The following is an 18,133-nucleotide window of genomic DNA, read 5'->3' on the forward strand; positions in this document are numbered from 1 at the left end:
GCCGCCCCCGGCGCCCGTGGTGTCCGCGCCGCTCGAATGCCCGGACACCCTAGCACGCGGGACAAATGCCTGATACATGTCAATAGCGCCACTGGCGTCTCGTCCATGACGCCACCGGTGGTTCAGGACGCCCCCGGCGTCCCGCCGGTTCCGACGGCGGTCACGAGAAGGGTGGGTGGGCCGTGCGGGTCGTGGTCATCGGGCAGGGATACGCGGGGTTGCCGCTGGCGGTGCGGGCGGCGGAGGCCGGACACCGGGTCGTCGGCTACGACGTCGACGAACACCGCGTCAAACAACTGGTGGCGGGGGAGTCCTACGTCGAGGACGTCCCCGCCGGGCGATTACGCCGGGTCCTCGCGTCGGACGCCTACCGGCCCACCATGGACCCCGGGGACTGTGCCGGCTTCGGCGTCGCCGTCATCTGCGTGCCCACCCCGCTGCGCGAGGGGGTGCCGGACCTGTCCTTCATCGAGGCGTCCGGGCGGATGCTCGCCGGCCGGCTGCGCCCGGGCGCGCTGGTCGTCCTGGAGTCGACCACCTACCCGGGCAGCACCGAGGAACTGCTCGGGCCGCTGCTGGAGGAGGGCTCCGGGCTGAGCGCCGGCCGGGACTTCCACCTCGGCTACAGCCCCGAGCGCATCGACCCGGGCAACCCCGTCTGGCGCCTGGAGAACACCCCGAAGGTCGTGTCCGGCATCGACACCGCCTCCCTGGAGGCCGTCCACGCCTTCTACGCCTCGCTGGTGGACACCGTCGTGCCGGCCGCCAGCTGCAAGGAGGCGGAGCTGGCCAAGCTGCTGGAGAACACCTTCCGGCACGTCAACATCGCGCTGGTCAACGAACTGGCCATGTTCGCCCACGAGCTGGGCATCGACGTGTGGAACGCCATCGACCTCGCCGCGACGAAGCCCTTCGGCTTCCAGCGCTTCACCCCGGGTCCCGGCGTGGGCGGGCACTGCCTGCCCATCGACCCCTCGTACCTCTCCTGGCGGGTCGAACGCACCCTCGGCCAGAGCTTCCGCTTCGTGGAACTGGCCCGCGACATCAACGGCCACATGCCCGACTACGTCGTCCGGCGGCTGGCCGAGGGCCTCAACGCGCGCGGCCGCGCGGTGAACGGCTCCCGGGTGCTGCTGCTCGGGCTGGCCTACAAGGCCGGCACCGGTGACGACCGCGAATCCCCCTCGGCACGCGTCGCCGAACGGCTGCTGCGCCTGGGCGCCCGGGTCCGGGCCGCCGACCCCAAGGTGGCCGCGCCGGACCTGGGCAGCGACGACGCCGGGGCCCGGGGCGTCGTGCGCGTGGAGCCCACCGAGGAGGAACTGCGCGCGGCCGACGCCGTGATACTCCTCGTCGACCACGCGGAGTTCGACTACGACGCGGTGCTCCGGCACGCGCGCTACGTCCTGGACTGCCGGCGCCGGCTGCGCGGCCCCGCCGTCGAGGTGCTGTGACCGGCACCTCCGGACGGCCGCCCCCGCCACCCCTCGGCCCGCTGTGGGGCCATTGCGCCCGAGATGAGTGCTGGCTACAGTCGACGATTGGCCTTGGCCAATGCTCTTGGCACGTTGCTCTGTGACACCACGTCGACCAGGCATGCGGGAGTGGGCCCATGCACCGCGCGCACGAGCGGTCCGCCGGATCCGGTGAGGCGGACGCCCGCAGACGGAACGGCACGGCCCGGCGCTAGCGCGCGACGAGCGGCCCGCGCGCGGCGCCCCGGCACCACCGACCCACCAGCGCTCCCGAGGGAGAGGGCATGTGCGGCTTCGTTGGCTTCACCGACCCGGCCGGGGGCCGGGACGCCGCCCTGCGCCTGGCCTCCCGCATGCTCGCCGGCGTCGCCCACCGCGGCCCCGACGGCACCGGCACGCTGCACGAACCCGGGCTGACCCTCGCCCACCGCGCGCTGCGCTTCGTCGACGTCCACGGCCCCGGCCAGCCCCTGCGCTCGGTGAGCGGCCGCACCGTCGTCGTCTTCAACGGCGAGGTCTACAACCACGCCGAGCTGCGCCGCGGCCTGCTGCGCGACGGGGCCCGGCTGCGCACCGCGGGGGACACCGAGCTCCTCGCCGAACTCTACGAGCGCGAGGGCATGGACTTCCTCCGCCGCGTCGACGGGATGTTCGCGTTCGCGCTGTACGACAGGGCGCGCCGCACCCTGGTGCTCGCCCGGGACCCGTTCGGCGAGAAGCCCCTGTACTACCTGCGCACCCCGGCCGGCGTGGCCTTCGCCTCCGAACTGACGCCGCTGCTGCGCCACCCGGACTGCACCGGCGAACCCGATGTGCGGGCGCTGGCCGACTACCTCGTCCTGCGGGCCTGCCCGGCGCCGCGGTCCGCCGTCCGCGGCGTCGCCAAGGTCCGGGCCGGCTCCTACGTCGAGGCGGGGCCGGGGGCCGGACCGGACGGCTTCCGCGAGACGGTGTACTTCACGCCCGCGCTCCCGGCCGTCCGGCGCGACGTCCCGCCGCGCACGGCCGCCGCCGAGTTCGAGGGCCTGCTCCGGGCGGCCGTCGGGCGGCGGGTCGGCAGCACACCGCGGCGGCTGGGGGTGCTGCTGAGCGGCGGCCTGGACTCGAGCACCGTCGCGGCGCTGGCCCAGGAGGCCGCGGACCGGCCGGTGCCCGCGTTCACGGCGGGCTTCGCCGACCCCGCCTTCGACGAGACGTCCGCCGCCACCACCGTCGCCCGCCACCTGGGTCTGGACCACCACGTCCTGCGTGTCACCGAGGACGACCTGGCCGAGGCGTTCACCACGGACTACCCCGGCATCGACGAGCCGCTGGCCGACCCGTCCCTGCTGCCCACGCTGCTCGTCTGCCGCGCCGCGCGCCGCGAGGTGCGCTCCGTGCTCACCGGCGACGGCGCCGACGAGATGCTGCTCGGCTACCGCTTCTTCCAGGCGGAGAAGGTGCTCGGCCTGATCGGCGCCCTGCCACCGCCGCTGCCGGCGGCGCTGGCCCGGCTCGCCGCGCACCAGGGCGGGGCCGTCCGGGGCAACCTGCCCTGGCGGGCCGCCCTCCACCGGCTCGGCCGGGGCGCCGGTGCCCCACCGGAGCGGCGCTTCTACGCCGCGGCGGCGCCGTTCCGCCCGCACGAGCTGGCCGGAGTGCTGTCCGGCGCCGCGCGGCGGGAGCTCGTCGCCCACCGGCCGTTCGACGAGCTCGACCGGGTGCTGGCCGCCGCCGGCCCCGGCCTGCCGCCGCTGGAACGCTGCCAGCTGGGCATCGTCACCCACTTCCTGCGGGACGTCGTCCTCGCCAAGACCGACCGGGGGAGCATGCGCAGCGCGCTGGAGGCGCGGGCGCCCTTCCTCGACCGCGACCTGGCGGCCTACTGCGCGTCGCTGCCGCCGGAGCTGAAGCTGCGCGGCCTCACCGCCAAGCACCTGCTGCGCCGCGTGGCGGCCGGGCACCTGCCGGCCGGCACGGTCCGGCGGCGCAAGCTGGGCTTCCGCGCCCCCGTCGCGGCGCTGCTCGGCGGCCGGCTGCGGCCCGTACTGCTGGAGGCGCTGGCGCCGGAACGCCTGGACCGGCACGGTCTGTTCGACGCGGCCGCGGTGCGGTGCCTGGTGGACGACCACCTGGCCGAGCGCCGCGACCACGCGGCGCGGCTGTGGGCGCTGCTGTGCTTCCAGGTCTGGCACGACGCGGTCCTGCGGCCTGTCCACACCGCCCCGCCGGTGGCGGCGGCGCCGTCGTCGGGAGTCTGAGATGCCTGTGCCCCGTATCCATGTCGTCTCGCCCCGCACCTGGGGGGAGTTCGGGAACTACCTGGCCGCGACCCGTTTCACGCGGGTGCTGCGGGACCACCTGGACGCCGAGGTCTCGCTCTGGGAGGCGGAATCGTTTCTGCCCTGGGTCGGCGACATCGGCGCCCGCATCCGCGACATCACCCTCACCAGCCCGGCCACCGCCGTGCGCACCCGGCGCTACCTGGCGCTGATGGGCGAGCTGGCGGCCGCCTGGCCGCGCGACTTCGAGGTGGCCCCGCCCGCCGGCGCCCCGTGGGAGCACATGCTCGACGGCCTGGTCGGCCACTTCCGCTCGACCTCCCCCGACCTGGTCGTGGGCACCAAGGGATTCATCAGCCGGCTGTGCCTGGCGGCGGCCCGGGCCGCCGGCGGGCGCGTCCCGCCCGTCGTCCACCACGTCACCAACCCCGGGCTGCTGGACCTGCCCGTCCACCGCAGCCGCCACCCCGACCTCACCCTGGTCGGCTTCGCGTGGGCCAGGAACCGGCTGATCGAGGAGGAGGGCGCCGACCCCCGACGGGTCAGGACCGTCGGCCCCCTCGTGGCCCAGCACGAGCTGAAGGGCTTCCTCACCGAACCCGCCGAACCCGCCGTGGCCGCTGGACCCGCCGCGGCCGGCCCGGACGCCCCCGGACCCGACGCCGGGCGGGCCGCCGTGGAATGGGGCGACCCGGCCGCGCCCGAGCGCCCCAAGGTGATCGTCTTCTGCAACCGGGGCGGCGAGGACTACCTGCGCATCGTCGCGCACCTCGCCGAGCGGGACGCCGACGTCGATCTCGTCTTCGTCGGCTACGGCGACGCGCGCACCACCCGCCGGGCCGCCGACCTCGCCCGCCGCGGCAACGCCCTGCGCTGGCGGTTCCACCAACGGCTCACCCAGCCCGAGTACTTCGAGTACGTCGCCCGCGCCGCCAAGGCCCCGCACGCCTTCCTGGTGTCCAAGGCGGGCCCGGCCACCACCCTGGAGGCGGCCTGGTTCGGTATCCCGGTGCTCATGCTGGAGTCCGGGCTGCCCATGGAGTCCTGGGTCCCCCACCTCATCCGCGGTGAACGGCTGGGCCAGTGCCACCGTACCGCCGACGGCCTCCTCGAAGGACTGGACGCCTGGCTCGACGACCCCTCCGCCATCGCCGCCTGCAAGGCCCACACCACCGCCTACGCCGACCGCGCCCTGGACCAGGCCGCCGCCGGACGCCGCATCGCCGAGGCCGTGCGGGACCTGCTGGAGCGGGCATGACGCGGCCGGCGGAGCCCGTGACCGCACCGGCCCCCACCGGCGCGGCCGGCCCCGGCACACCCCCGGCCCCCCGCCTCCTGCTGACCGCCGGCCGGGACGGCGTGACCGTCCTCGGCACGCCCTCGGCCCGCCTGGGCGGGCCCGGCCCGACGGCCGGCTGGGAGTGGGACGGCCACGCCCTGACCGTGACCAACGACCGTTACGGCATGGTCCCGTTGTTCCACTGGGCCGAGCGGGACCGGATCGCCGTCGCGACCCGGCTCGCGGACCTGCTCGCCCTCGGCGCCCCCGCCGACCTCGACGACACCGCCCTCGCGGTCTTCCTGCGCATGGGCTTCCTCGTCGGGGAGGACACGCCCTTCGCCGCCGTCCGGGCGCTGCCGCCCGGCGCCCGCCTGCGCTGGTCGCCCGGCCGGCTCCGGCTGACGTCCGCGCCGATCGCCGCGGACCGGCGCACCGTCGACCGGGCGCGGGCCGTGGACGCGTGCGTCGAGCTGTTCCGGCAGGCGGTCGCCCGCAGGGCGCCCGGCGGGGCGTACGACCTGCCGCTGCGCGGCGACCGGGCCTCGCGCCACCTCCTGCTGGAGCTCATCCGGCAGGGGGCGCCGCCCCGGCTGGCCGTCACCACCTCCGAGTTCGTCGAGCACGACGCCGACGCCCGCGTCGCCCGGCTCGTCGCCGCGGCCACCGGCACGCCCCACCGGACCGTCGCCCGGCCCCGGTCGCAGCTGCGCGCCGAACTCGTCGCCAACCGCGCCCAGCAGCTGTGCACCACCGAAGGCGCCTGGGTGCTGCCCCTCGCCCGCTTCCTCGCCGGCCGCACCCCGCTCACCTACGACGGCCTCGGCGCGGCCGGACTGTCCCACGGCCCGTTCCTGCGGCTGGCCCGGCAGCGCCCCGCCACCGGCGACGACCCCCGCGACCTGGCCCGCTGGCTGCTCACCGCCGGGCGCCGGGACCGCTACCTGCCCGCCCTGCTCGACGGGGCCGCGCTGGCCCGGCTGGGCGTGGACCGCGCGGCGGCGCGGCTCACCGCCGAGCTCCGCCGGCACCAGGACGCCGCCTTCCCGCTGATGTCCTTCGTCTTCTGGAACCGCACCCGCCGCGCCGTCGCCGCCCACACCACCACCCTGCTCGGCCGCGGTGGTCGGCTCCCGGTGCACACGCCCTTCCTGGACCCCGACCTCTTCGACCTGCTGGCCTCCCTGCCACCGGAGGTCCTGCTCGACGGCGACTTCCACACCGACGTCCTGCGGCGGGCCTTTCCGGGCCAGGCCCACCTGCCGTACGCGGACGAACCGACCCCGCACGGGCCGCGGTTCGTCTGGGGCCGGGTGCGGTACGTGGCCGACACGCTCGCCCATGTGGCGCGCCACGCCCCGCACTGGTGGCAGGCCCGCGACGGCATGCTGCCGCGGCTGCTGGGCCACCACGGCGACGGATACGGCGGCCGGGCCGTGAACCGGCTGCTGCCCTTCGCCGTCCACCTGCTGCAACTCGACGACCTGGCGCGGACCCCGGCCGGCACGGGCGGCCGGCGGGAGGGGGACGGATGACCGGTACCGGACGAGGGGTGCTCGACCTGCTCCGGGCCCGCAGGCCCGGCCCGGTGCACGTCGTGGACCCGTTCAAGGTGGCGGTCGAGGAGGCGGTGGAGAAGGCCGTCGCCGTCGAGCGCCTGGGACTGCCGTTCCTCATCCTGGCCAGCACCGACTACGAGGACTTCGACGCCCGGATGCCCGGCTACGTGGCCCGGGTGAAGGCGGCGGTGGACATCCCCGTCATCACCCACTTCCCGGCCCGGCCCGGCGCCGGGCTGCCGGTGGCCCCCGGCGCCGACGCGATGCTCTGCCCGGCGCTGCTCGGCTCCCGCGACGACTATTTCGTCTGGAAGAGCATCCTGGAGACGGCCGCCGGCCCCGGCCGTGCGCGGGGTGACGGGCCGGGGCCCGCCCGCCGGCTGCCGGAGATGCTCCTGGAGGCGGCGCTCACCTTCGGCGAGGACGACGTGTCGTTCGACGCCATGGGCACCGTCCCCGTCGGCCGTACGCCGCGGGCCCTGGACTTCCACCTCCAGGTGATCCGGCTGCTGGGCTTCGACGTGGTGTACCTGTACTCGCGCTACGAGGACGTGTCGCAGGAGGTCTGCCGCTACTTCCGGCAGCGGCTGCGACCCGACCAGCTCATCTTCATCGGCGGCGGCATCCGGACCCGCCGGCACATCGACGCCTACCTCCGCGCGGGCGCGGACTACGTCGTGTTCGCCGGGGCCCTGGAGACGCCCGACTGGCGGGCCGAGCTGGAGCGGCTGTGCGGCCGGCCGGACCCGGCCGGCGACGCCTCCACGGCCACCGCCGGCCGTACCGACGCAGCAGGAGGGGGACCGCGATGACCGGAACGGCACCGCCCCAGGGACAGGGCCGGGGACAGCCACAGGGACAGGCACAGGGGCAGACACAGGGGCAGACACAGGCACAGAACCGGGGCAAGGGCACGACGAGGCCGCGCACCACGCTGCCGATCGTGAACGCCCTCGGACCGCCCGCGCCCCGCAGCGCGCCGCTGCGCACCCGGCCCGCCGGCTCGCGCACGCTGCGCATCGCGCTCGTCCGCCACCACGACCTGTGCCTCAACACCCGCCAGATCAACGCCGTCCAGCGCCGCGCGGGCGTCCTCCCGCACCTCGGCCTGGGCTACATCCACACGGCCCTGAAGAAGGCCGGCTTCGCCAACGTCGTACAGATCGACACCCCCGCCATGGGGCTCGACGGCGAGGGCCTGCGCCGGCTGCTGGCCGACTGGCGGCCGGACCTGGTCGGCGTGACCACCACCACCCCCGGCCTGCCCGGGGCCATCGAGGCCTGCCGGGCCGCGAAGAGCACCGGCGCCCGCGTCATCCTCGGCGGCCCGCACACCGAGGTCTACGACCGGGAGAACCTCCACCACTCCTGCGTCGACTACGTCGGCGTCGGCGAGGGCGTCACCATCATGCCGGCGCTGGCCGAGGCCCTGGAGCACGGCGACGAGCCGGAGGACATCCCGGGGCTGATCTCCCGCACCTACGACGGCGGCGCGGCCCCCATGGTGAACCTGGAGGACGTGGGCTGGCCGGAGCGCGAGGGCGTGCCGATGGACCGTTTCTTCTCCATCATGGCCCCGCGCCCCTTCGCCACGATGATCTCCAGCCGCGGCTGCCCCTTCAAATGCAGCTTCTGCTTCAAACAGGCCGTCGACCGGCGGTCGATGTACCGCAGCCCCGACGACGTGGTCGGCGAGATGACCTATCTGAAGGAGCGGTGGGGGGTGAAGGAGATCATGTTCTACGACGACGTCTTCACCCTCCACCGCGGCCGGGTCTTCGAGATCTGCGAGCAGATCCACGACAAGGGCCTGAAGGTGCGCTGGGAGGCGCCCACCCGCGTCGACCTGGTGCCCGACAAACTGCTGACCGCGATGGCCGGCGCCGGCTGCGTACGCCTGCGCTTCGGCATCGAGCACGGCGACCCCGAGATCCTGCGCCGCATGCGCAAGGAGAGCGACCTGGAGAAGATCGAGAAGGCGGTCACCTCCGCCCACCGCGCCGGCATCAAGGGCTTCGGCTACTTCATCGTGGGCTGGCTGCGCGAGAGCCGCGAGCAGTACCGGCGCACCGTCGACCTCGCCTGCCGGCTCCCGCTGGACTACGCCAGCTTCTACACGGCCACGCCGCTGCCCGGCACCCCGCTGCACACCGAGTGCGTCGAGGACGGCGCCATCCCCGGCGACTACTGGGACTCCTTCGTGCGGGGCGAGTTCACCCGCCGCATCGGCTACCTCGTCCGGGACGCCGAGGCCCGGGCCCGCGAGGCGTACCGCTCCTTCTTCCTGCGCCGCGAGATGGTCCGGCCCCTGGTCACCCACATGGCCGTCACCGGGCAGTGGCGCAACACCGCCTCCGGCCTGCTGAGCCTGGCGCGGTCCGACTCCAACACCGTCCGTGACTTCTGAACCGCCGGCCGGGCACACCCGCGTACGGGAGCCCGCGCTGCTCGCCCACGTCCGCCGCCGCGTCGCCCGCGGGTACCGGCCGGTCACCACCTGGGACACCCCGGTGGAGTACGTGGCGCCCGGCGGCTTCCCGCCGCCCGGCCCCCGGCCCGGCGGGATCGGCCTGGTGGTGCCCACCCGGCCCGCCCGCGCCACGCCCGAGGACCAGCGCGCGATGTTCCGCGCCCTGCTGGCGCAGGTCGACGCCGCCCGCCGCGCCCACCCGGACGTACGCCTGCTGCTGATGATCGGCATGCAGTGGGAGACCCCGGACGAGCTGCCCGAGGCGCGCCGCCGGCTGGAGGCTCTGGTCGGACTGGCCGGCGGCGGCCCGGACGTCGCCGGCCTGCTGCTGCGCGGCCCGCTCAAGGTCCGCACGCTCAACGCGGCCATCCGCGTCGCCGAACGGCTGGAGCTCGACGGCATCGGCTGGATCGACGACGACGTACGCATGGAGGAGGACTGCCTGGCCCGGCTGGTCACCGCCTTCCGCGCCGGAGGCCGCCGGGGAGCCGTCGGGGCCACCAAGGTCCCGTACGCGAGCGCGCACCTCACCTCCCGGCTGCTCCACCGGGCCAAGGCCGTCGCCGCCCCGGCGACCAACTACCCGCACGGCTGCTGCATCCTCGTCGCCACCTCCGTCGTGGCCGGCGGCATCCCCGACCGCTACGTCTCCGACGACGGCTACGTGTGCTTCCGGCTGCTCGACCCCGCGCACCCCGACCCCCTGCACGACCTGCGCCTGATCCCCGGCGCCCGGGTGCACTACCAGGTGGCCGGACCGGCCGGCACCACCCGCCGGAGGATCCGCAGGATCCTCCTCAACCACCACATCTACCTCGCCGACTGGGCCTATCCGACGGCGCGCCACTACTTCCGGGAGATCCTCTTCCTCGGGCTGTGGCCGCTGGCCCCCTGGGACCCGTCGAACGGCCCGGCCGCCGCCTGCCGGAAGGCGGCCGTCAAATGGCCGTACTTCCTGTGGTTCGCGGCCGTCGGGGCGGAACTGTACGTGCGCGGACTGTGCGGCCGGCCGCTGCGCGAGGTCGCGTGGAGCGGCTACCGGACCGCGAGCGTCCCCGGCCCCGTCGCCGCCCGGCCCGCCGGCCGGCCGCGGCCCCACCCCGCCGACGAGAGGAAACCCGGTCCATGAAGGTGTTGTCCCTCCACTCCCTCGGGCACGACAGCGGCGTCAGCTACTTCGAGGACGGACGCCTCGTGTACTCGATCGAGACCGAGCGGCTGACCCGCTGGAAGCACGACCACCGGATCGCCCTGGCCGTCCGGCACGTCCTGGAGCGGGCACGGATCGACGCCGACGCCATCGACCTCGTCGCCGTCAGCTCGCCCGTGCGCAACTCCGTCCTGCGCATACCCGACCTGGACCGGGCCATGGCCGTCGTAGGCCGCGGCGCCCCGCACCACCGCACCACCTGCGACCTGCTCGGCAGGACCGTCGACTGCGTCATCGTCACCCACGAGGTGTCCCACGCGGCGCTGGCGCTGCAGTACGCCGGTTTCCCCGACGGCTGCCTGGTGCTGACCAACGAAGGCCGCGGGCAGATCTCGCACAGCTCCCTCTTCCAGTACGCGGACGGGCGGCTCGAATGGGTCGAGACCGACCCGCTGCCCTGGTACGGCACCGGCTTCGGCTGGAGCGCCTTCGGCTACCTCTACAACTTCGGCAAGGGCCCCAGCGTGGCCGGCAAGGTGATGGCACTGGGCGGCTACGGACAGCCGTCCGCCGCCGTCCGCGACCTCCTGGAGGACATCGACGACCGCATCCTCTCCGACCGGGCCCTGGCCGAACGCGTCGGCGCCGACCTGCTGGCCCGGCCCGGATTCACCGAGGACTTCGACCAGCGGGCCGACTGCGTGGCCACGCTCCAGCAGATGTTCACGGAGAGCGTGTACGGGCTGCTGGCCAAGCACATCGACGCCGCCGGCCGGGACGACGTCCCCCTCGCCCTGGGCGGCGGCTGCGCCCTGAACGTCGTGGCCAACGCCCAGCTGCGCACCCGCTTCGCCCGGGACATCGCCATCCCCCCGGCCTGCGGCGACGCCGGCCACTCACTGGGCGCCGGCGTCTACGCGCAGCGGGTCCTCCACGACATACCCGTCGAGCCGTTCGGGGTGTACCTCAACGGCGAGGCGGAGAGCGAGGACGAGACCCGCGAGACGATCCTGGCCGCCGCGCTCAACCCGCTGCCCTACGACCCGGACGCGGTCGTGGGCGTACTGGCCCGGGGCGGGGTCGTGGCGATGGTGCAGGGCGTGGCGGAGAGCGGCCCCCGGGCCCTCGGCAACCGCTCCCTGCTGGGCAGCCCCGACGTCCCCGGCATGCGCGAGCGGCTCAGCGAACGGCTCAAGGAACGCGAGTGGTTCCGCCCGCTCGGAGCGGTGATGCGCGCCGAGGTCTTCGAGGAACGGTTCCCCGGCGCGTACCCCTCGCCGTACATGCTCTTCAACTACGACGTACCCGAGGGCGTGATCCCCGAGGCCCGCCACGTGGACGGCACCTGCCGGCTCCAGACGGTCACCCGCGACCAGAACCCCCGCCTCCACCACCTCCTGGAAGGCTTCGAACGCGCCACCGGCACCCCGGCCCTCATCAACACCTCCCTCAACGCCCGCGGCAGAGCCATAGCCCACCGCGCCCACGACGCCCTCCTCGACTTCCGCGAACGCGACGTCGACCTGTTCGTCCTGGGGAACCTGATGGCGTGGAACGGGGGACGGGCGCGACCGCGGCGGTAGTCGGGGGCCCGGCCGAGGGAGGACACGCACGAGAGGGCCGGCTGACGCCGGTGTCCCGGGTGGGAACCGCCATGCCCCGCCCGGGACACCCGTGGCCCTGTCAGTCGGCGGGCATGAGCACGATGCCGAGATCGCCGGTGTAGACGACGGCCTCCTCGTCTTCGTCCGGGGCCTCGAAGCGGGCGTAGAAGTCGTCGAGGGCCTGAGGGCTGACTACGAGGGCGTTGGCGTCCTCGCGCTCGTTGCGTTCGGCCAGGCGCCGCAGCAGCTCGTCCTTCTCGACAGGCAGGTAGACCAGCCGCCACCTGCCGCCCGCCGTCTCGATCAGTTTCTTCCAGCTGTCACGGTCTTCGCGGAGCCACAGACCGTGGTCGAGAACCACGTCGTGGCCGGCCGCCAGGTGTTCGGCGAGCTGGCGGCGGACGGCATCGACGGCGGGGCGTTCGCGCTCGAAATAGGTGTGCTCGGGGTAGTCGACGCCGTAGCGGCCATGACGACGGTGTACTTCTTCATCGACCGAAAGACGGATCATGCCGCGGTCGGCGAGGCGCTGAGCCAGGGTGGTCTTGCCGGAGCCGGTGATGCCCACCAGCAACACCGCGGTCGGCGCGCGCTCGGTCATGTCCGCTCCCTCTCATGGTGACTGGTCCCAGAGGCTCCATTCTCGCCGATCCGACCCGGATACCGGTGGCCGTCCGCGGCAGGCGGGCGCCACCGGGTGACGATGTCGTGGGCCTCGGCCGCCCAGTCCGTCGGCAGGCTGTCCAGGGTGACGCGGCGGAAGCCGAGGCGGGGATCGCCGACGTTGATCCGCCCGTGGTGCCGGTCGATATGATCCAGTAGTCGACGGGCCTCGTCCCGTACAGCCGGTGTCCTCTCGGACCAAGCGCCGGAGGTGAACCGTTCCACGCGGCGCCGCAGGTCTTGCAGGACGCCCGAGCGCCACTTGAAGTGGTGCACGCAGACGAGGGCGCGGGGATCTGGTTTGTGCCCGGGGGCACGGTGATTGCCCGAGGCCACGGCGACCCCGGACCGTGCAAGGACGATCTTGCGGGGGTCGCCACGGAGGAGGCGGTGGGTGAGGTGGCCGCCGAGCGGGAACGCGCGGTCCAGCCCGGTCTCCGGCCGCCAGTGGGCGAACCGGCCGTCGGGGGTGACGCGGTCGAGCATCAGCCCGCCCACCACCTCCTGTCCTGTCTCCTCTGCCGCGGCGATCACCTCCGACAGCGGAGCGGGGTAGGTGTGGAGTTCGTCGGAGTCGGCGAGCAGGTGCCAGCCGTGCCCAGTCCGCTTCCGCAGGGCGTCGCGGAGATCGGAGTTGGTGTGCTCGTGCCATGCCCCGGTGCTGACTGCAGCCGGGCCGATGCCGAGCTCGTGGGCGGTGGTCAGCAGCTCCTGCTGCCATGGGCTGGGGACGTGGTCGGGGAAGTGGAAGGCCAGGTGGAAGTCCTCTATGCCGAGTGCGCGATAGTGGGTGGTCCAGGCGGTCAGCAGGGCCGGTTCCACGGGGCCGATCACCGCGACCAGCACGGGCGGTACGGGCGTCATCCGCACTCCTTGACCAGGCGGGTGTAGGTGGTGGTGAGGAAGGCGGCCTGCTCTGCCGCCGTGACCATGCCCAGCACAGCCGGTGCCCCGGGACCGGGACGCTCCAACGGGGCGGATGAGAGAGCATCCAGGGCCTTCGCAAGGGCGCCCGGGTCCCCGGCAGCGAAGAGCCGGGACCAGGGCTGTCCGGCGATAGTGCCGGTCAGGGCAGGATCGTGGTCGGAGACGAGCAGTGGGACGCCGAGGCGGGCGGCGTCCATGACCAGCCCGGATTCCTTGCCCACCCCCGGACATCGGGCGACGAGGGCCGCGTCGGCGGTGCCGTAGACGAGGCGGAGGGCTTGCTCGCCGACCGGGCCCGGCAGGGTGTGAAGGCTGACCTGCGGAAGCTCGTGCCACCGGGCCAGCACTGCGTCGTCGAGCGGGGTGCCGGTGACCATCAGGTGCAGTGGCCGAGTGAGCCGGGCGAGGGCGGTGCCGATGGTGGCGATGTCCTTGTAGGGCCACCAGCCGCCTACCAGGCACACCGCCGTCGCGTCGGCGGGGATCTCGAAAGCAGTGCGGGCGCCATTTCGCTCGATATCGGTGAGTCGTCGGGCGTCGTCGACCGCGAACGCCCGCACGATCCCCGCCAGGCACGGGAAGGCTTCGGCGAGCTGCTCCCGTACGGCGGCCGTCGGGTACAGCGCACTCACGCGCCGCTCGCTCCGCCGGGCGAGCCGCCCGAGCAGCCGCACCGGTGCGTCCTCGGTAGTTACCGCTTCGTGGATGAACCGTAGGTGCGCCTGACCGCCAAGGAAGGCGGCGGCTCCGTGCAGTGCCTCGCTCGCGCTGAGTACCACCGTCACCGCGGGCTCCCGGATCAGATGCCGGGCGGTTCGCAAACATGCGGCCTCTGTCAGGCACCGGGCGATCAGTGTCACCTGGTGCGGGGCCCGCCGTAGCGCGAGCGGCCACCGGTGGGAAGCGAACCCCTTCTGCCCGGCGACCGAGACGGCCCTGGCCCAGTGGGCGGCGGCCAACAGCACGGCTCTGACCGGCCCACGGGTACCGGTGACGATCCGGGTACCGGTCTGGTGGAGCGGTGCGGCGTCGGCAGCGCCGTACGGGGCGATGACCAGGCTGCCTGGCCGGGCGGTTGCGAGAGCGGCTAGGGCGCGTGGGTGGTGCCCACCGAGACGGTGCGCGTAGGGCTCGATCAGCACCAGAGGCAGTTCGTCGGTCATCCGGCGACCGCCTGCTCGCCGTGTGCGGCCATGAAGTGGTCGCGCAGCCATGCCGGGTCGTTGAGCAGGTCGAACTGGTGCGGGTCGTGAGCGGCACCGCGGGCGAAGGCGATGCCGTCGCGGGCACCGGCCGCCGCGAAGGCGGCGAAGTCGCCGGTGCTGCTGGCTGTCCAGGCAGTGATCCGGGCCCGGGTGTCGGCGTCCCGCATGCCGTACTCGCTGCCGCGCGTGAGCATCGCGCACTCGCGGAAAGCAGCCTTCCAAGCGTGGTAAGGGCTCTGGTTGAAGCGGGTTGTCCCGGCCGTGGCCAGGTAGAATTCGACCTGGCCGGGCAGTGCGGCGAGGACATCGACGGCCTGGCCCATCTCCCGCAGTGCGTCGCGGCGGATCAGCTTCAGCCCCCCGTAACCGTAGGCCAGCCCGTTCACCGGGTTGACGGCCCGCCACACCCGCATCGAGATCCGGTCGGCCAGCGGCTGGACGTCGGCGGCCGGGAACCGGGTGTCGATGGAGAAGTCGCCGTCCGCGAGGAAGAACTGCTCGGTGTCCGCCAGCTCGGCACACAGCCGGTAAGCGCGGCGCATCCCGCGCACCCCGTGCAAGCGCTTGACCGTGCCGCCCAGCACCCGGCCCAGACGTCGATGTAGTGCGTTGGCCATAGGCTCGTCGTACGAGAGTAGGACGGCATCGAAGCCGCTGGTCATGTGATCGCCTCCAGGTAGCGGACGGCCACGGCCTTCGGTGTGAACTCGGTGGTGGAGGCGTGGGCGCGCTTGGCGTGCACCCGGTAGAACTCGCCATCGGTGGCCAGCCGGGTGGCGATGTGGACGGCTTCGTCGTCGGTGTCGAAAAGGAGGTCGTCGTCGATGTGCTCGGCCAGCCATCCGGTGCGCGGGGCGATGACCGGCAGACCCATGCCCTGGCAGTCCACCACGCTCATGGACCACGGACACCCGGGGCGGAACGGGGCGATGCCGAAGTGGGCGCCGGCCAGCAGGCCGCGGTAGCGAACACGGTCGCCGCGGTCGGAGGCGATGGTGACGCTGTCGAGCGCGGCGAGCTCGTCGCGGTGCAGCTCGGGGCTGGGGTCGAGACGGACGCGCTCGGGGCTGCGGGTGCCGAACAGGTCCATCACTGTCAGATCCACCGGAGCGTCGGCCACCAAGCGCCGGGCGAGGGCGGTGAAGCGGGCGGTGCCGTAATGCGCGTACAGGCGGTGGTTGTAAGCCGCTACGGCGCGGCCTTCGGGTGGCATGACCTCGGCGGGGTCGCGAACCAGGCGTTCGTCGCGCGGTGCCGGTACGACGTGCAGCTTTTGCGCGAGGTCCACGTCGGCGCGGTGGGCGGCCGCCGTGGTCCAGGCCGCGGCGGTGGCGGAGTGGACGAGCACGCGGTCGCAAGCGGCGAGCCCGGCAGAGAAGGCCAGCAGCACCGGCTGGCCGAGTCCGCCGTCGTCCAGGGACGGATCGAGCTCGAGGCCGCCGTCGTCGGTGAAGGAGAAAGGGAGGTAGTGGCAATACCCGGCGATCCGCGCGTCGCTCCCGGCTTCGAGCAGGGCGGCGCGGATCGCGGGAGCGGCCTCGATCTGGTTGGCCACCACCACTTCGGGCTTTGTCCGCCGGATCAGGGCCACGAGGGCGTCGAGGCCGGGGTCGAGGCGGGCCCGGTACTTCGTGGACGGTGAGAGGACGGGCGCGAATCCCACCCGGGTGTCCCCGGCAGGGGTGGGGGCGGCCACGATCACGGCCACGCCCGCATCGGCCAGGGCTGGGGTGAGGAGGTCGGCGAAGGTGAAGCCGGAGTCGGCCGAGAGCCGTCCGGGGTTGGAGACGTTCAGCAGGTATAGCAGTCGCATGGCGTTTTTCCCTCCGCCGGCCCGGATCGGTCCGGGCCGGTCATGGGAAGGAAACCGGGGTCAACAGCGGTGACGGGATGGTGAATCGGCCTCACTCACGGTTCACTCACCCTCGTCATCAACCAGGCGGCCGGGGCGGGGGCTTGATGGGAGAGCAACACGACGCGGTGACCGCGGAGCAGGCGGCTGAGGCGTTCGCGGCCGAGACTGCCTACTGGCGCGAGGTGCGAGGCTTGTCGAAGCGCGCACTGGCGGCGGCGATGGGCTTCGACCCGTCGTACGTCAGCCACGTGGAATCCGGGCGGCACAAGCCCACCGAGGACTTCACCCGCCGCGCTGACGAAGCTCTGGGCGCAGGCAAGGCAATCTGGAAGCGGTGGTGCGACTACGAAACGGCCAAGGCCCGCACCGGGCGGACATTGACGGTGCCCCTATCCGCTCCGCGGCCGGTCACCGAGCAGCCGTATGCGACCGGCTCCGCGCTCGTCGTCGAGCACGATGCCGCCCGCCTCGACTACGACGGCCGCCTGTATCGGTTGACGATGCGCCGGCGCTTGCGGAACAGCGGTACGGAGCCGGTCACCCGTTACCTGATCCGGATCTCCGTCGACCGGTATCCGGGCGAGCCGGAGCGGTCCAATGCGCACTACAGACAGCACCCGCTGACCTGGGACGAACTGGAGCTGAGCGCGACGTGCCGCGGGGAAGCGATGCGCTGGGAGGCCAAGCACGACCGCGATGCCTTCAAGGAGGTCTGGGTGCTGTTCGAGAACGAACAGGGCCGCTTCCCCCTCTACCCCGGGGAGTCGGTCTGGATCGAATACGCTTACTCGGTGGGGGACGAAAAGTGGGGCCGATGGTTTCAGCGGGCCGTACGGCTTCCCACCGAGCGCCTGGAGGTCCAGCTCGCCTTCCCGGCTGCGCTCGACCTGGTGGTGTGGGGTACCGAGACGTCGATGACCGCCGAGGCGTCCCCACTACGGACCGCCCCCGTACAGCGGGACGAGGACGGAACCAGGCTGTTCTCCTGGACGACCGCCCAACCAGCCCTGCATGCCCGGTACCGTCTCGAATGGCGGTTCCGGGCCAGATCCGAACCCACGACGAGCGACAGGGAGCTGACGTGACGACGGTGCGGCCCAGCAAGCAGATGCGTGATCTCGGTGTCGTGCAGTACGGCGCTCCCGTCCTCGCCGAAGTCGCCCGGCCCTTCGACCTGCCCGCCGAGAAGGACACCACCGAGCAGACCGTCGAGACGCTGTTCGCCTCGGTGGAACGCATCTCACGCGTGCACCCCTTTGCCAAGGGGATGGGAATCGCGGCCCCGCAGATCGGCATCGGCCGAGCGGCGGCCGTCGTCCAGCCGGCCGACCCCGGTGCGGCGCCGATCGTCCTGCTCAACCCCCGCGTTATCGCCCACTCGGACCAGATGGACGAGCAGTTCGAGGGGTGCCTGTCGTTCTTCGACGTCCGTGGCATGGTGCCCCGGCCCTTGGCGATCACGGTGTCGACCACCACCCTGGACGGCGCCCTGATCACCACGACGTACGAGCGGGGTCTGGCCCGCCTTGTCGCCCACGAGATCGACCATCTCGGCGGATTGCTGTACACCGCTCGCATGCGGCCCGGCGTCGAACCCATTCCGGTGGAGGAATACCGGCAGACCGGCCGTGCGTGGGCTTACGACCAGTAGCCATGAGCCAGGAGGCATACGGCGACAGCCTGAC

The 18,133-nt window shown here is 73.3% G+C and carries 15 protein-coding genes; 10 read left to right on the top strand and 5 right to left on the bottom strand.

What is annotated here, in order from left to right; all coding sequences use genetic code 11:
• Window positions 1–182: 182 nt before the first annotated feature.
• The 8 genes from AC07BS_RS23325 to AC07BS_RS23360 all read left to right on the top strand — a co-directional run bounded on the left by AC07BS_RS23325 (window position 183) and on the right by AC07BS_RS23360 (window position 11,777).
• A complete protein-coding gene (locus AC07BS_RS23325; protein WP_478643722.1) occupies window positions 183–1,454 on the top strand; it encodes a nucleotide sugar dehydrogenase in 1,272 nt (423 codons plus the stop codon).
• Window positions 1,455–1,759: 305 nt separating this feature from the next.
• Window positions 1,760–3,715, top strand: coding sequence for an asparagine synthase (glutamine-hydrolyzing) (asnB, locus tag AC07BS_RS23330; protein ID WP_478934185.1), 1,956 nt, complete (start codon window positions 1,760–1,762; stop codon window positions 3,713–3,715).
• Window position 3,716: 1 nt separating this feature from the next.
• Window positions 3,717–4,994, top strand: a complete 1,278-nt coding sequence (locus tag AC07BS_RS23335; RefSeq protein WP_478934187.1) for a glycosyltransferase family protein — start codon at window positions 3,717–3,719, stop codon at window positions 4,992–4,994.
• Window positions 4,991–6,550 (top strand): asparagine synthetase B family protein, encoded by a 1,560-nt coding sequence (locus tag AC07BS_RS23340; protein WP_478934189.1) that lies wholly within the window; start codon window positions 4,991–4,993, stop codon window positions 6,548–6,550. Before AC07BS_RS23335 ends, AC07BS_RS23340 begins: the two co-directional genes overlap by 4 nt.
• Window positions 6,547–7,386, top strand: a complete 840-nt coding sequence (locus AC07BS_RS23345) for a beta/alpha barrel domain-containing protein (protein ID WP_478643712.1) — start codon at window positions 6,547–6,549, stop codon at window positions 7,384–7,386. Before AC07BS_RS23340 ends, AC07BS_RS23345 begins: the two co-directional genes overlap by 4 nt.
• A gap of 131 nt (window positions 7,387–7,517) precedes the next feature.
• The gene (locus AC07BS_RS23350) at window positions 7,518–8,981 is read left to right on the top strand and encodes a B12-binding domain-containing radical SAM protein (RefSeq protein ID WP_478934191.1); all 1,464 of its coding nucleotides are present in this window, start codon (window positions 7,518–7,520) and stop codon (window positions 8,979–8,981) included.
• The gene (locus AC07BS_RS23355; RefSeq protein ID WP_478934193.1) at window positions 8,971–10,173 is read left to right on the top strand and encodes a hypothetical protein; all 1,203 of its coding nucleotides are present in this window, start codon (window positions 8,971–8,973) and stop codon (window positions 10,171–10,173) included. The genes AC07BS_RS23350 and AC07BS_RS23355 overlap by 11 nt, the downstream gene beginning before the upstream one ends.
• Window positions 10,170–11,777, top strand: a complete 1,608-nt coding sequence (locus AC07BS_RS23360; protein WP_478934195.1) for a carbamoyltransferase C-terminal domain-containing protein — start codon at window positions 10,170–10,172, stop codon at window positions 11,775–11,777. The genes AC07BS_RS23355 and AC07BS_RS23360 overlap by 4 nt, the downstream gene beginning before the upstream one ends.
• Before the next feature lie 100 nt (window positions 11,778–11,877).
• On the opposite strand, the gene AC07BS_RS23365 is transcribed toward AC07BS_RS23360, so the two are convergent.
• From AC07BS_RS23365 to AC07BS_RS23385, 5 genes are read right to left on the bottom strand one after another with little or no spacing between them, the layout of a single operon-like run.
• On the bottom strand, window positions 11,878–12,399 hold the full coding sequence (locus tag AC07BS_RS23365; protein WP_478643704.1) for a P-loop nucleotide/nucleoside kinase family protein: 522 nt from the start codon (window positions 12,397–12,399) through the stop codon (window positions 11,878–11,880).
• Window positions 12,396–13,325 (bottom strand): glycosyltransferase family 2 protein, encoded by a 930-nt coding sequence (locus tag AC07BS_RS23370; protein WP_478934197.1) that lies wholly within the window; start codon window positions 13,323–13,325, stop codon window positions 12,396–12,398. Before AC07BS_RS23370 ends, AC07BS_RS23365 begins: the two co-directional genes overlap by 4 nt.
• Entirely contained in the window at window positions 13,322–14,551 is a 1,230-nt protein-coding gene (locus AC07BS_RS23375; protein WP_478934199.1) for a glycosyltransferase family protein, read from the bottom strand. Before AC07BS_RS23375 ends, AC07BS_RS23370 begins: the two co-directional genes overlap by 4 nt.
• Window positions 14,548–15,255 carry a hypothetical protein gene (locus AC07BS_RS23380; RefSeq protein WP_478934201.1) on the bottom strand — a complete coding sequence of 236 codons (708 nt, stop codon included), beginning with the start codon at window positions 15,253–15,255 and terminating at the stop codon, window positions 14,548–14,550. The genes AC07BS_RS23375 and AC07BS_RS23380 overlap by 4 nt, the downstream gene beginning before the upstream one ends.
• A complete protein-coding gene (locus AC07BS_RS23385) occupies window positions 15,252–16,406 on the bottom strand; it encodes a glycosyltransferase (protein WP_478934203.1) in 1,155 nt (384 codons plus the stop codon). The genes AC07BS_RS23380 and AC07BS_RS23385 overlap by 4 nt, the downstream gene beginning before the upstream one ends.
• A 167-nt stretch (window positions 16,407–16,573) precedes the next feature.
• Here AC07BS_RS23385 and AC07BS_RS23390 point away from each other — a divergent pair, with 167 nt between their 5' ends.
• Both AC07BS_RS23390 and AC07BS_RS23395 read left to right on the top strand, forming a co-directional pair.
• Window positions 16,574–17,533, top strand: a complete 960-nt coding sequence (locus AC07BS_RS23390; RefSeq protein ID WP_478934205.1) for a helix-turn-helix domain-containing protein — start codon at window positions 16,574–16,576, stop codon at window positions 17,531–17,533.
• Window positions 17,530–18,099, top strand: coding sequence for a peptide deformylase (locus tag AC07BS_RS23395; protein WP_478934207.1), 570 nt, complete (start codon window positions 17,530–17,532; stop codon window positions 18,097–18,099). The genes AC07BS_RS23390 and AC07BS_RS23395 overlap by 4 nt, the downstream gene beginning before the upstream one ends.
• Window positions 18,100–18,133 lie beyond the last annotated feature (34 nt).

This window comes from Streptomyces sp. NPDC044063, assembly GCF_056434285.1.